Below are 14,609 nucleotides of genomic sequence, written 5' to 3' on the forward strand. Positions count from 1 at the left end.
GCGATCGCCATCTCGAGTGGAGTATAACGTAATTGGGAGATCTATCAAACCAGAGCTTTCCTGCTTGGTAAGTTATCCTCTCATTTCAGACCGTTCCTCGACTTTTTAAACACAACCAAAACAATTTCTGTTTTTTTATGATTGTATGAACTATAAATGGACACGAAAACAGCAAAAAAGAAAATTGCCATCATCGGCGGCGGCCCAAGTGGTCTTTTCATGTATAAAAGATTAACAGAATCGGAGAATACTGACTTTGAAATCAGCATATTCGAGCGCAAGGATTATTTGGGGGCTGGTATGCCATACAGTGCCGAGGGGGCAAATGTAGAGCATATTACCAATGTATCAGACAATGAAATTCCCATTATTTTTAATTCTATAGAAGATTGGGTAAAAATTGCACCAAAGGCCATTTTGAAAAAGTTTGATATTAACGAAGAGAAATTTAACGAATATAAAGTATTGCCCAGGTTATTTTTCGGCGAGTACCTGTCAGCCCAGTTTAATCTCCTTAAAGAAGCTGCGGCGAAAAAAGGCATCGAAACCCATGTTCATTTAAACTGCATTGTAGAAGATATTATTGATTTACCGGCAGAAAATCAGGTAGCCATATGTGTACAGAACGAGGATAAAGTTTATTTCGATCAGATCGTGATCTGTACCGGGCATAACTGGCCAAAAAAATATGAAGGTAGTATTCCCAGCTACTTCGATTCCCCTTATCCACCTAAAAAACTAGAGCAAAAGCTGAATCATGCGGTTGGCATTATGGGTTCATCGTTAACGGCGATTGACGCCCTGAGAACACTGGCCAGGCAAAATGGAAAATTCGAAGACAATGAAGACGGAACCTATTCCTATCAATTAGAAAGTAAAGGTTTTAAAATCGTGATGCATTCTCGCAGTGGTTTGCTGCCTGCCATCAGGTTTCATTTAGAAGATTCGCACCTGGGTAAGGATGAAACATTGAGCAAGGCCGAAATTCATAAAAGCATAGCCGAAAACGGAGGTTTTTTACCTTTAGATTTTGTGTTTGAAAAGAATTTTAAAGAAATATTTATTAAAAAAGATCCTGATTTTTACAAACAGATCAAAGATATGAATCTTGAAGCTTTTGTAGAGGCCATGATGGGCTATCGGGAAAGGATGGAACCCTTCGATCTTTTCAGGAAAGAATATGATGAAGCTGAAAAATCCATTGAAAAGAGAAAATCCATTTATTGGAAAGAAGCCCTGGCTGTTTTAAGTTTCGCAATGAATTATCCTGCAAAATACTTGTCGGCAGAAGATATGGAAAGGTTGCAGAAAGTATTAATGCCATTAATTTCTATTGTAATTGCATTTGTACCCCAAAGCTCGTGCAGAGAGTTGCTGGCCTTGCACAACGCCGGTGTGCTGAGCATTGTTGCAGTTGGAGACGATGCCAAAGTAGAGCCTTTAAAAACCGGTGGTGCAGATTATCACTACGAAATAAACGGTGAAAAAACGGTTAAGCACTTCGATACTTTTGTCGATTGTATCGGTCAGCCGCACCTTTCTTTTAACGATTTCCCATTTAAAAGCCTGATCAATAACAAAACGCTGAGCCCCGCAAGGTTAAAGTTCAAATCGGCTGAAAGAGGAAAAGCAGAAATTAAGAATAACGATTTAGTAACGCAGGAAGATGGAGATAATTACTTTTTAACAGTACCCGGAATTACCATAAATGATCATTTTCAGGTGGTGGATAAAAAGGGTATTCCAAACAAAAGAATTTACATCATGGCCGTTCCATACATTGGTGGTTACAACCCCGATTACTCAGGAATAGACTTTTGTGAGGCTGCATCAGAGGCCGTGATTAACAGCATTCTGCGCTAAATAAACAGCTACATTTTGGTATGATTTTAAAAGATCTCTTAAATTTATTTAAGTGATTTTTTTATTTTAAATAACTGATAATTAATCTTTTGTGTTTTTGTTTCTCTGTTGTATCTTAAAAAAAACAAACGTTTGCGCTTAGTTTTGTATCCCTTGCTCTTTTGGTTGTTATATGGAATGATTGATTGTATTTAAAAATCTATACTTTATCAAAATCCGATGACAAAGGTTTAATTTTTGTAACAACACTAATTGTCATTTTAATGTTTTTTTAAGCATGTTGTACAATAATTGTATGCCTCTTTCAGAAAAACTTATAATTGCTCGTCGCTGGTTATTTTTAAAATGGCTTAAGTGCTTATAGTTTGGTAATTAAGGCATTTTTTTAGGCAAACGTTTGCGTTGAAAAAAATAAAAATCCGGCTTTCTTAATCTATACCTTGCATTAACAAATCATAACGAGCCGATATTTTATTTTAGTGTACGAGCAAAAAAATCCTGCTAACCACAGGAATAATGGACTAATAAAATAACCTCTAACCAAGGTATAATAAACAAACAATAACTAAACCGTTCATGGCACAGCCTATTTGTGTTATGGATAAAAATTAATCATCCAAATCCAACTGTATGTTCAAAAAAATCATTTTTTGTCAATAGGCATTTATGTGCCCAAAAACAAACAATAACTAATCCATTCATGGCACAGCCTATTTGGGCTATGAATCAATTTTAATCATCCAAACTCAAACCTTATGTTCAAAAATTTTACTTTTTGTCTACGGGCATCGCTATGCCAAAAAAAACCAAACAGGGGTAATTTTTCAATTATCTTTTAAGCAACCGAGTTTCTTCTTTAAACAAAAATCAAACAAAAACTAATCAAATGGTTAAAATTTACACAAGCATTTGTTTTGCCTTGTTTTTATCTGTTTTTGGATTTCAATCTTCACATGCCAATGAGGCATTGATTAAGAGGATCAACAGCAACTATTTTGCCTTTCAGCAAGATACCTCTAAATCGAAAAAAGATTTATCCGCCAACGCTGTAAAAACAGATACGATCGGGCAAATGATCAGGGCGTTGCAAAAATTTAAAACAGTGCGCGATACGGTTAACATTCGTTCGGCAGCACCAGTTCCAAACCTGTCACTACAGCAGATTATTAAAGGCAATTTAGCCGGCGTTTACGTACAGGAACCAAATGGAGAGCCCGGAACGGAGCAAAGTATTATTATACAGGGTGCATCGGGCCTGCTTTTTAATAAGAAAGACATCTACGCTTTACAGCCGGCTATTTATTTAAATGGAGTGCCCTTGGTGGCCGATAACCCTTTTGCATTTGATGTACAAAAGTACGATTACAACAGGATTGGCCCTGCAACCAATTTATTATCGCAGGTAGATATTAACAATATACAATCGATTACAGTAATTAAAGATCCTTTCGAGTTGGCCAAACTTGGTCCGAATGCAGCCAATGGAGCTATTTACATCACCACCAAAAATGCCAGGGCAGGTGTTAGAGACATAAGCCTCAACTCTTATTTTGGTTATGTTACTGCTCCAAAGGTTAATACCATTAACGGAGTGTACGAAAATAATTTCAGAAGTCAGTTTTATCAAAAATATAATCCGGCGGGCAGTCCGGCATCTTACCTACGCGATTCTACCAATGTGGCCTATTTCGGGCCATCAAACTGGACAGATTTGTACTACCAGAATGCACCAACTTTTTCTGCCGATTTGGGGATTACAGGTGGTACAGATCGCGCCAATTTCAGGTTTTTTGGTTCGGGAACTAAAAATGCGGGAAATGCTGATGATACCGGGATTGACCGTTACAATTTGTTTTTCGGGATAAATATGGCACCTTTTAAATGGCTTACCGTATCAAGTACTGTTAATACGGCGCGCTTAGACCGTACCAGGAACAAAAGTTTACGCGATCGCTTTGCCGAAACACGTTACATTCCGGATTTAAGCAGTCCGCTGTCTCCGAATGCCGAATCGTACGCTTCATATTTAACGCAAAACGATAGAAACGTAGATAACAACCGCTCTACCGTATTAAACGGAAACCTGACTTTAAGTGCCAAGGTGAATAAATTTGTAATCTCTACTACTGGTTTGTTTAATTACAACGAGGGCGTGAGGGATTATTTTATACCATCTACTTTACTGGCGGGTATCAGTTATATTTCTAACTACTTCGGTTATAGCCAAAGGGTATCCATCAATAATAACATCAGCTACAAATATGATATTAATAAAAATCATGTTGTAGATTTTGAACTTGGCCAGAGCCTACAGGGAGATACCTACAAATATAACTATGCAAGGGCTTACAATGGTCCTAATGATTATGTAAAACTGACTTTTGTAGATGGAAACCCTACCAGAGACGGACTGGATAACCCCGATTACTTAAACGTACTGGCTAACGGTAATTTTTATGTTTTCAGGTATATTGATAAGGAACGTAATAATTTAATGTCGTTTTACGGCTCTGCAAAGTACGCTTATAAAAACCTGTTCACATTAAGTGCACTGGTAAGAAGAGATGGCGCTTCAAATGGTCAGCCAGATAGCCGTTGGGTAACCACACCCGCATTTAATGCCAACTGGAATTTAAAAGAACAGTTTTTAAAAGATAATAAAGCGATTGATGCATTGCATTTAAGTGCAGGCTGGGGCAGGACTTTGAGGGTTTTCCAGGATGACCGTTTTGCTGCAGGGCCACAATATCGCTCAGAAAATGGATGGGAAGAAGAACCTACTATACCGGGCTATGGTGGTTTGCTGGGGATTAACCGTCCGTACAATAGTGGATTTATCGGCTATAACATTAGCCTTCCCTTTGCCGATCGAGCCAGCGTAACTTTAGATGCATCGTTTTTAAACAGTCGCGTTAATGCTGCGGTAACGGTATATAACCGCGAGGATAAGAACAGCGTAATCGGCTTACCTGTCGCGGTTGAAACAGGTTATTCTACCCAATATAAATCGGGTATGGATATCAATAATAAAGGGATCGAGTTTTTGGTTAACGGTGCTGTTTTACAACAACGCGATGGCTTAAACTGGAATACGGGTTTGAACCTGAGTTATAACAAGAATAAGCTGTCGGCATTGCCAGATGGTTTAAATGAATTAATTTATCAGAATGATAATAAACTACAAGTAGGAAAATCAGCAGGAAGTTATTGGTTGTATAGCAATGACGGCATTTACAACAGTGATGCTGAAGTGCCTGCGGGCAGAACCTTTAACGGGATTCCTTTAAAAGCCGGCGATCCGAAATGGGTTGATTATAATAATGATAACCGGATTGATAGTAAAGATAAAGTATTAACCGGCGACAGGTTACCAAAATTTTTGGGTGGCTGGAACAATACCATAGCTTACAAAAACTTCGATTTAAACTTCAATTTCATTTTTGCTGCAGGACAAAAAGCCATTAACCAATACGAGGCAACCCGTTATGGCTTTGTAAACCGCGAAGCTGGAAATGACATTAATTCGGTTAAAGAAGTTTCTTCATGGCAATCATTCGATAATGAGAAAAACTATCCGGTTTACAATCCATGGAGCCCTGTAGATGCTTACCGTACCGATCAGGATTTGTTTTTAGAAAGTGCCTCTTATGTGAAATTAAGATCGGTTACCCTGGGTTACGATTTCAGTAAAACCGGTTTATTCAAAAAAGCCGGTGGAAAAATCAGGAGGGCATATTTATATGCTACAGCCTTAAACGTATTTACACTAACCAATTTTTCAGGCGTTGATCCGGAACTGATCAATTACAATGGAATATATGATGGTGCCAACATCACCATCCCGCGAACATTTGTTTTAGGCTTCAAACTCGATTTATAAAATATACCATTATTGATATGAAATATTCTAATTATAAAATTAGTATCTGCAGGTCGGTTACCCTGGCGTTAATACTAACCCTGGTTGGTATGGGCAACTTTTCCTGTAAGAAAATTGATGATGTACAATCAACAAGATTAGCTACCGAAGAGAGCAACTGGAAAACGCTGGAAGATGCCCGCGCCAACTTACTTTCGGTATATGGTTTAATGCGTTCGGCTACCGTTTCTGATAACACGCACTGGTTAATGGGCGATTTACGCCAGGGCGATTTTCAGATTACCAACCGTGCAGACCTGAAATCTATTGTTACGGGGCAACTAAATGCACAGTATCCGGTAATTAACAGGATTACCAACTGGCGCAGGTTTTATGCGGTAATTAATGCCGCAAGCTTATTTATCGAACGCTCTAAACAGATTATACCTTTAGATTCGCGTTATACCACAATCAACAATAATGTAGATGTTGCTCAGGCTAGAATATTAAGGGCATTTGCATATTTCTACATGGTTAGGATCTGGGGTGATGTGCCTTTGTTAACCTCATCTCACGATGGCGATTTTGTTCAGTTGCCCAGAACAAGTAAAGAAAAAGTTTTACAGTTTGCTACAGCCGAGCTATTGGCTGCAGCACAAGTGGTGCCTTTTAAATATGGTGGCGACGATCCAATTTTACCTGGGCTTTATTATGGCGCAGGCTGGGCAAGCTGGAACGGAAATATTTTTACCCGCTTATCGGCCTATATTATTTTAGCCCATATTGCAGCCTGGCAGGGCAATTACCTCGATGCAGCTACATACTCAAAATTTGTATTGGATAATTATACCAAATCTAACGGGAGCGGCTCTAACGGGATTGTTTATTTAGATATGGATGCCCTTACAGAGAATGTAAACTATTATAGTCCATTTGCCTTTAAACGCGCAACTGTACTGGTTGGTTTTCCTTTCGAGGCAGGTAATGGTTTATCAACCGCTAACGGCCACATTGAGCAGTTAACGCTGGCATCACCGTTTATTCCTAAAACTCAGCCTGAGATGTTTGTGCCAAAAGACAGCATCCTTAAAATATTTACCGATCCGGGAGATTTAAGGTTTGGCGTTAACCCTGCCACAGGCTTATACCGGACCAATTATTTTTACAATTTCCCTTCTGAACAACCTATTTTTAACAAAATCAAGGTGATTTACACTGCTCAAACCTCTGGTAATTTAACCCTTTTCAGTTCAACCATGCTGTTTAGCCGTATTGAGGAAATTACCCTGCTCAGGGCAGAAGCCTGTGCGGTATTGGGTTTACGTGATGAAGCCATTTCGGCACTCAACAAAGCCGCTAACCTGAGGGGCACAGATACTTACGATTCTGCATCGGGCAAAGATTTAATAGATGCCATTTTTGAAGAACGCAGAAGAGAATTAATGGGTGAGGGCTGGAGATGGTACGATATTGTACGCTTCAACAGAATTAAAAATTCTACCGGCACCTTTATTAAGAAGAATGGCGTGCCACTTACCTTCACGCAGTTTGAGCGTGCCGGAGGAATTTATTGGCCGGTATCTCAGGATGTAATCAACGCCAACCCTTCGGTTACCCAAAATCCATATTGGCAATAATCAATCAGAAGATCATGAAAAAGAAATTATATAAGCATAGCCTATTGTTGCTGGTAGCTGTAACGGGCATTTATTTTAGTGCCTGTAAAAAAAGCGACTCGCCATATTACGATTATACCAATACAATACAAACTTTTAAAGGGTCGGCCATGGATTATTTAAAATCTAAGCCCAACACTTTCGATTCGCTGCTTTTGGTATTGGATCGTTTTCCTGCCCTTAAAGATTCACTAACGAATCAGAAAGTTACCCTGTTTGCACCTGTAAATGAAAATTTTGCAGCATCAGTTAAGTATTTAAACCAGGTTAGAAAGGCCGGTGGCAGGACTCCAGTTTATTTAAAAACAGCTGATCCGGTAGAACTGGAATTTATGCTTTCGAAATATATTGTCAGGGGCAATTTAACCACTGGTACCTACGCCAGCACGGTTGATGGTATTTCGGTAACTGCAATAGATGGCGGCTATCCGATGCATGTTAAGGCCATACAGGCAGATGCATCAGGTTTTGTTGGTGGTGGAGCAACCACACTCGAGTATAGCGATATGTTTGGCTCAACCATTAAACTTAACTGGATTACCACCACTACTAATGCAGTTAATATTAAAACCAACAATGCAATCATAAACATTTTAACCCCACTGCACAATTTCGGGTTTGATGAATTCACATACAGATTAGACCAATAGCCTTATGAAGATGAAAACTAAAAAATACTTTCTTAGTGTAGCAATAATGCTATCAGGTATGATGATCGCATTGGTGTCGTGTAAGAAAAATTTACCGGATAACAGGTTGTCTATCGCCAATGACAGCCAGTACACACAGTTTCTATATCAGCCTACTTTAGGCAGAAATACCTTATTTACCAACAATTTTACCTATGGAAACTCCAGCAGGCCGCTGGATTTTAAAATTGTAAACATGCGCACCTTTGGTGGCGAGCCTGCTCCCGAATTAACCAAACTTTATCCCGTTAAGGTATGGAAAACGGCTTATGATGGTACCGAGAAATCGCTGGCAGAAATTGAGGCAAAACGCGTAATCGAAAACCATCCTTTGTTTGAAGTACGTCCGCATTCTGGCGAGTTTTTAATGTGGGCGGAAGCTAACTCCAACATGATTAAAGCCCAGCCGGATTCGGGTTATGTTTTTGATGTGGAAATGTCGAATACCGGCGGAAGGAAATATTTTCAGAACATGCGCCTTGCACCGCTGCGCGAACGTCCGTATGAACCATCACCGCTTGATCCGGTAACAGGGCAGGGAACATCCACTTCTGTTAATCCGGCCGGATTATTCATCACCGGTGTTAGAACCAACCAGTTTTTATCTTCCAACGATGTAGCCGTAGTATTTAATAAACTGCCAAAAGGGTTGCCAGGCTATTCAGGCCATAGCATCAGTTTCAAATTTATAGATACGCTGGCGCAGGTAATCGATCCGAATAAATTCGCTTTAACCGACTGGGGCAATCTGGTGCACGGTTTCAACATGGTAAAAGATGCTACTAAAGTAAAATTTGATGTGGCTTACCCTATTCCTTTAACCGCTTATCCTACCCGGTACACCACAACAGATGGTGCCGCTGCAAGGGTTGTATTCAGGTTCGACAGGCAGGCATTTGGTGCGGCTTTACTTCACTGTTATCTCGCCTTAAATTTCAAGATCTACGAGGAGGGGGATTGGGAAATTATCTTTCAGTTCAAGAACGACAGACCAAAATTTGATAACGACTGATGAAACAAACTAAATCCAAACAAAACATATTTCCAATGAAGTATTTTTACAGCATAGTAATTTTATTGATTTTTGGTTTGCACAATCTCGCCCTGGCACAACAGCAAATTGCGGTTACCGGTACGGTTTATGACGGCGAATCGAAAAAGAAAGAAACCATGCCCGGCGTAAGTATTTTAAGCGCTGGCAGGGTTTTGGGCCAAACTGATGGCGATGGCCGTTACAGGGTAACTGTAGCATCGAATGCAGAAATTACCTTTAAATATTTAAGTTATGTAACGCAAACCGTAAAAGTAAATGGAAGAACCACCATTAACCTTACTTTACAGGGCGATAATGCTACTTTGAAAGAAGTAACCGTTACGGCGGGTTATCAAACCAAAACCAGAACTTTAACTACGGGCTCTACCGTAACCATTTCAGGTAAAGATATTCAGGGACAGCCTGCAAGTGATATCATGTCTCTTCTACAGGGTAAAGTTGCCGGTCTTAACATTCAGAACAATACAGGCGCACCGGGTTTCAGGGGGTCAATTACCTTACGTGGTATTTCAAACATCAACGTATCAGGTTCAGGAAGCTCGAGTTTCTTAACCCCAACCTCGCCATTGTTTGTAATTGATGGGGTACCCGTTGATGATAATACCAATTATTCTTATGGTTTTCAACAGGCCGGGCCGGGTGTATCGCCTATTTCACAAATCCCGCCAGAAGATATTGAAGACATTACCACTCTAAAAGATGCGGCTGCTACCTCCTTGTACGGATCGAGAGGCGCTTATGGAGTAATCTTGGTAACCACCAAACGTGGTAATTCTAAAATACCGGTAGTCCGTTATACAGGTGCATCTTTCTTTTCAATGGTTCCTCAGTTACGCAGTGTTATTGGAGGTAAAGGCGAACGGCTGTTGCGGATCAATCAGATTCTGCAAAATGATACCACTTATAATCATGCAATAGACATGATCAATTATAATCCCATTTTAGCAGATAGTTTAAACGCCTATTTTAATAACTCTACCGATTGGCAATCCTATTTTTACAGAAATACTTTCAATCAAACCCATAATGTAAGCATTTCGGGTGGCGATGTGGCATTTAACTATAAGGTAGGTTTAGGTGCTTATGATGAAACGGGCATCCAGGAAAATACAGGCTATTCGAGGTATAACCTCAACATGAATATGCAATACAATCCAACGCCTAAATTTAAGTTGTTTGGTCAGTTGCAAAATTCAATTCAAAAGCAACAGGTCGGGAGTGGCAATGGGTTCTTAAATAGTGGTTTAGCCACTACGGGCCAGGCCTCAAGCTTACTGCCGTCACCATCGCTATTTTCCTCTCAAAGCGGGGTATTGGCACAATTGCAAACCGATAATGATAATAAATCATTACAAACTTTTGCCACCATTAATGCGGAATATGAGGTTTTTAAAAATTTCAGGATCGCTACTTTCTTAAACTATACCAATAATACCGGTACAAAAGATAATTTTTCGCCTGCCGCATTAAACGGCAACCAATCGAAATATTATACCTATAACGATCGTGCCACTAAATTATATAACCGTAACCAGTTCTCTTATGTATATGGCCTAAAAGATGCTGCCGGAGAAGATACACACACATTTAACCTTTTTGCCTTTACTGAGATTAACTCGAGCTTTTTTAAAGCCGATGCCATGTTAAACGAAAGGGGGGTGAACGATCAGTTAAGAGGGCCGCTAACCAATATGACAGATTACCTGACCTCTTTGGGTGGAACCATCGATTATAACGATGCCAGAAGCGTGGCCTTTGCAGGTGCATTTTCTTATAACTATAAACAAAAATATGTATTGGATTTTAACTATCGTTTAGATGCCAACTCGGCCAATGGCGAAAATGCCCGTTACATTGCCAATCCATCCATCGCTTTAAAATGGAACTTTAATAAGGAAAAGTTTATGCAGAACATTAAATGGGTTGATTATGCCGATATCCGTTTAAGTTATGGTTCTAACATACAGCCGGTAGGAGGTGTTTTTGATGCTTATGGTAAATATGTGGGAGGAAACCGTTATAATAATGCCAATTCGATCATATTGGATTTAAAAAGGCTGCCAAATTTAGATTTACAACCAACTAAAGCAACCACTTATAACGCTGGTGTTGATTTTAGTTTATTTCAGAACCGCTTGTCGTTCGTTTTTGATACCTATTATAAACAAAACGATAATATTTTCAGGTACAAGGATATTTCGAGCGCCAATTCATTCGAAACAGTGGCCTCTAACGAAATCAGTAACGTAAACTACGGATGGGAGTTTCAGGCAACTGCCCGTCCGTTAAGTCCTTCCAGCCCGTTTAAGTGGACCATATCCGGAAACTTAGCCATCAACAGGGAAATCCTTGCCCAATTGCCAGATAATCTGAGGGATTTTATTTACTACGATAAAGCTTTACAACAAGATACTTATTATCGCCTGGGTACAAACTCATTATCTAATTACCTGTACAACACAAAAGGAGTGTACTCTACCAATGCCCAGGTACCTGTTGATCCGAATACCGGTTTACCTTATCGCGTAGGGGGTACCGGCCGCTTAAATTATTTTAGGGCAGGTGATCCTATTTTTACCGATCTGGATGGAAATTACGTACTGGATGGTAACGACAGGGTTATTGCGGGTAATTCGCAGCCACAGATAACCGGAGGATTTTATTCCTACCTGCAATGGAAAAACTGGAGTATTGAGGTAAATACTTCTTTTACACTGGTTCGAGATATTATCAATAACCCTTTGGGTAAACAGTTACAGAACTATACTGATTTTAAACATTTCGGCAGTTTGGTTCCGTTAGATCAGCTGAACTACTGGAGTGCACCTGGTCAGAATGCAACTTATGCCAACCCTTTAGATTTTGTGCGTGCAGGCATCATCGATCCTTTCAGGTTAAACCAAACGGCTTTTCAGGAAGATGGCTCTTACTTTAAGTTAAACTCGGTTAAGGTGTATTACATCTTTGATAAGAAATTTACCAGCAGGTTCGGCATGAACAGGGTAAGCATCAATGCCACTGCGGCAAACCTTGGTTTTATTACACGTTACTCTGGTCCAAACCCCGAGAATGTGACGAGTTTGGGTAGAGATGATTCAGGCGGTTATCCTTCTCCAAAGCAGTTTACACTAGGCTTAAACATTGAGTTTTAAAAAATTAGACAGATGAAAAATACAAAATATATAGTCCTGTTTGCTGCACTGGTATTTACCACAGTGGGCTGCAAAAAATTTCTAAACGTAACACCAATTGAAGCACAGAGCGGAAACAACTTTTGGAAAACCCGTGAAGATGTAGAAGGATTTACAAACGGAATTTACTCACGGTTAAAATCGAAAGTGGCAGGCACACCGACTTTTTTTAATGATGACGACCGCGCATTCTTCCCTGCATTAGAAATGAGGGGCAATAAGGTGTCAATAGGAAGTTTAAGTAGCGATGGGGCAAATACCTTTATTGCACTTGCAGGCAATAATATGAAATTTCTTGTTTCCAGTTCCGGGCGGTTTAACGGCATGATGAAAAACATCATGAGCTGGAAAGAATGGTACGATGTAATTGCTGCGGCCAACATCTTATACTTTGAGGTTGATAAAGTGCCTTCATCAAGTTTGCCCGATGCCGATAAAAAAAGATATAAGGCCGAGGCCGTATTTTTACGTAACCTGAGCTACATGTTTATCTGTAAATTATTCGGCGATGCCATTTATTATACAGATGCTTACCACAGTACGCCGCTGGGCAGAACACCACAAGTAACGGTAATGAACAGGTGTATTGCAGATATGACTGCGGCAAAAACCGATTTACCGGCTTTTTATAATGATGCCACCTCTAACGGTTTCAGGCCAACAAAAGCATCGGCAGTGGCATTGTTAATGCATCTAAATATGTGGGCATCAGCCTGGGATACCAGTGATAAAACCAAATACTACCAGGCCGTAAAAACACTGGCTGCCGAACTGGATACTTATAGCAATTATAAAATATTACCGGTTACCCCAGCCAATACACTGAAAATTTTTAAAGGAAGAAGCACCGAAAACCTGTTCGGTATTTTGCAGGATTTTAACTATGGCGAAGGCTTTTCTTTACCTGCCAGCCTTTCTTATTATTTGTCACATTATCCGTACCAGGGCAATGTAACCAAAACCCAAAGCTCTATTACTTACCAAAGCGATTATATCCGTAAACTTTATCCCGCTGGTTCTGCAGATGCAAGGATAACCACCTGGTTTGAAAACTATGATGCTCAGGGAGGAGCTTTCCAGTTTAAAAAATTTGCAAATATTTATTCAACCGGATCAGGCAGTGCAATATCGATCACAAGTGATGACAGTGCCATTATTTTCAGACTACCCGACTGCTATTTATTAACCGCCGAAGCCCTTGCAGAACTTGGCGACGAAAGCGGTGCAAGAGATTTTGCCAACAGGGTAACCATAGCCGCCAATGCGCCACTTATTACACAAAACGGGCAGGATTTAAAAGACGAAATTTACAGGGAAAGATGCAGGGAACTAATAGGCGAGGGGCAGTTCTTTTTCGATCTGGTAAGAACAAAAAGGGTACTCAATTCAGATTTCACCAACGCTCCCATATCGGTAGCCAACCTCAATGCAGGTGCCTGGACCTGGCCGCTTACCATTACTGCTGCCGAGCGTAGTGCAAACCCGGCTTTAATCGGTAATAATTTTTGGAATTAATAGATATGATGATGAAGAATTATAAAACACTGCTATTTTCAGTAATTTGTCTGGTGTCGGTTTTAACCGGCTGTAAAAAATACTACATAGAAACGGGCGTGCACGAAGCAAAGTATAATGGCAATATTATGCAGTATATGGAAGCAAAGAAACCGTTTTTCGATTCAACCCTCACGGTGATTAAACTGGCTGGACTGGCCGATGTAATCAGCAAAGAGAACATTACATTTTTTGCGCCCCCTAGTGGCTCTATCTTTAAATCCATCAAAGGATTAAATGTAAGATTAAGGGTAACAGGTAAAGATACTGTTTCGCAGTTATCACAAATCAAGCCTGAAGTATGGAAGAACATACTTTCACAATACATTTTTAAAGGAAGTAACCGCCTGAAAGATTATCCGCAGCGCGATACCTTATCATACCTCGCTTACCCGGGTCAGGGTTATACCTCTTACAGCGGCAGGATCATGAATATCGGGGTGATATTTAATGATGCAGTGGTGTATAGTGCTAACGGAGAAGAGCTTTCGCGGGTTGCCTATGCCGGTTACCGGCAGTTGTACCTGGCCTATATTCCAGACTTATCTAATCCTCAGGTATCATTGGTTAATATTCCGGTTGCCACTTCAGATATTCAGCCCACAAATGGTGTTTTGCATGTGCTTACTAAAATCACGCATAATTTTGGCTTTAATACAAATGTTTTTATCGAACAGGCCATATCCGCCGGTATTAATCCGCCAACACCATAGGTTTATTATC

General features: G+C 40.0%; 8 protein-coding genes. All 8 read left to right on the forward strand.

Annotated features, from left to right (window positions below):
- Positions 1–156: 156 nt before the first annotated feature.
- The 8 genes from ABD769_RS04250 (at position 157) to ABD769_RS04285 (ending at position 14,599) form a co-directional block, all read left to right on the forward strand.
- Entirely contained in the window at positions 157–1,863 is a 1,707-nt protein-coding gene (locus tag ABD769_RS04250; protein ID WP_344849716.1) for an FAD/NAD(P)-binding protein, read from the forward strand.
- Between the two features lie 886 nt (positions 1,864–2,749).
- Entirely contained in the window at positions 2,750–5,743 is a 2,994-nt protein-coding gene (locus ABD769_RS04255) for a SusC/RagA family TonB-linked outer membrane protein (RefSeq protein ID WP_344849717.1), read from the forward strand.
- Between the two features lie 17 nt (positions 5,744–5,760).
- Positions 5,761–7,359 (forward strand): RagB/SusD family nutrient uptake outer membrane protein, encoded by a 1,599-nt coding sequence (locus tag ABD769_RS04260; protein ID WP_344849719.1) that lies wholly within the window; start codon positions 5,761–5,763, stop codon positions 7,357–7,359.
- 14 nt (positions 7,360–7,373) lie between these two features.
- On the forward strand, positions 7,374–8,048 hold the full coding sequence (locus tag ABD769_RS04265; protein ID WP_344849720.1) for a hypothetical protein: 675 nt from the start codon (positions 7,374–7,376) through the stop codon (positions 8,046–8,048).
- A gap of 10 nt (positions 8,049–8,058) precedes the next feature.
- A complete protein-coding gene (locus ABD769_RS04270; RefSeq protein ID WP_344849722.1) occupies positions 8,059–9,099 on the forward strand; it encodes a DUF5007 domain-containing protein in 1,041 nt (346 codons plus the stop codon).
- A 35-nt stretch (positions 9,100–9,134) separates the two neighbouring features.
- On the forward strand, positions 9,135–12,293 hold the full coding sequence (locus ABD769_RS04275) for a SusC/RagA family TonB-linked outer membrane protein (RefSeq protein WP_344849724.1): 3,159 nt from the start codon (positions 9,135–9,137) through the stop codon (positions 12,291–12,293).
- Positions 12,294–12,305: 12 nt separating this feature from the next.
- Complete coding sequence (locus tag ABD769_RS04280) at positions 12,306–13,847, forward strand: RagB/SusD family nutrient uptake outer membrane protein (RefSeq protein ID WP_344849727.1); 1,542 nt, start codon at positions 12,306–12,308, stop codon at positions 13,845–13,847.
- Complete coding sequence (locus ABD769_RS04285; RefSeq protein WP_344849729.1) at positions 13,838–14,599, forward strand: hypothetical protein; 762 nt, start codon at positions 13,838–13,840, stop codon at positions 14,597–14,599. The genes ABD769_RS04280 and ABD769_RS04285 overlap by 10 nt, the downstream gene beginning before the upstream one ends.
- Positions 14,600–14,609 lie beyond the last annotated feature (10 nt).

It is taken from the genome of Pedobacter jeongneungensis (genome assembly GCF_039538295.1).
Taxonomy (GTDB): domain Bacteria; phylum Bacteroidota; class Bacteroidia; order Sphingobacteriales; family Sphingobacteriaceae; genus Pedobacter; species Pedobacter jeongneungensis.